We start from the raw sequence: 417 nt of genomic DNA, 5'->3' as shown, positions 1-417 counted from the left end.
GTGTAGCAGAATACCAACAGGCGGGGCGTGGTCGTCGCGGGCGTAAATGGTTCTCACCGTTTGGTGCGAATCTATATCTTTCAATGTACTGGCGTCTGGAGCAGGGGCCTGCGGCGGCAATAGGCTTGAGTCTGGTCATTGGAATTGTGATGGCGGAAGTGCTGCGTGAACTGGGCGCAGATAAAGTTCGTGTGAAGTGGCCTAACGACCTTTACCTACTGGATCGCAAACTGGCGGGTATTCTGGTCGAGTTAACCGGTAAAACGGGCGATGCCGCACAAATAGTGATTGGCGCTGGTATTAACATGGCAATGCGTCGTGTAGAAGAGGACGTGATAAATCAGGGATGGATCACACTACAAGAGGCCGGAATTACGCTCGACCGCAATATGCTGGCCGCAAAGCTGATTTATAAGC

The 417-nt window shown here is 52.3% G+C and carries 1 protein-coding gene; it reads left to right on the top strand.

Translation table 11 applies throughout. The features are described 5' to 3' along the window. A partial coding sequence (locus tag WCE05_RS26205; protein ID WP_368816866.1) for a biotin--[acetyl-CoA-carboxylase] ligase occupies positions 1-417 on the top strand: 417 nt, incomplete at both ends.

Origin of the sequence: Pseudomonas sp. I2 (genome assembly GCF_040984075.1) — a bacterium.
Lineage (GTDB): Bacteria > Pseudomonadota > Gammaproteobacteria > Pseudomonadales > Pseudomonadaceae > Aquipseudomonas > Aquipseudomonas guariconensis_B.
Note: the sequence above shows the minus strand (reverse complement) of the source record. Positions and strands in the feature narration are given on the sequence as shown.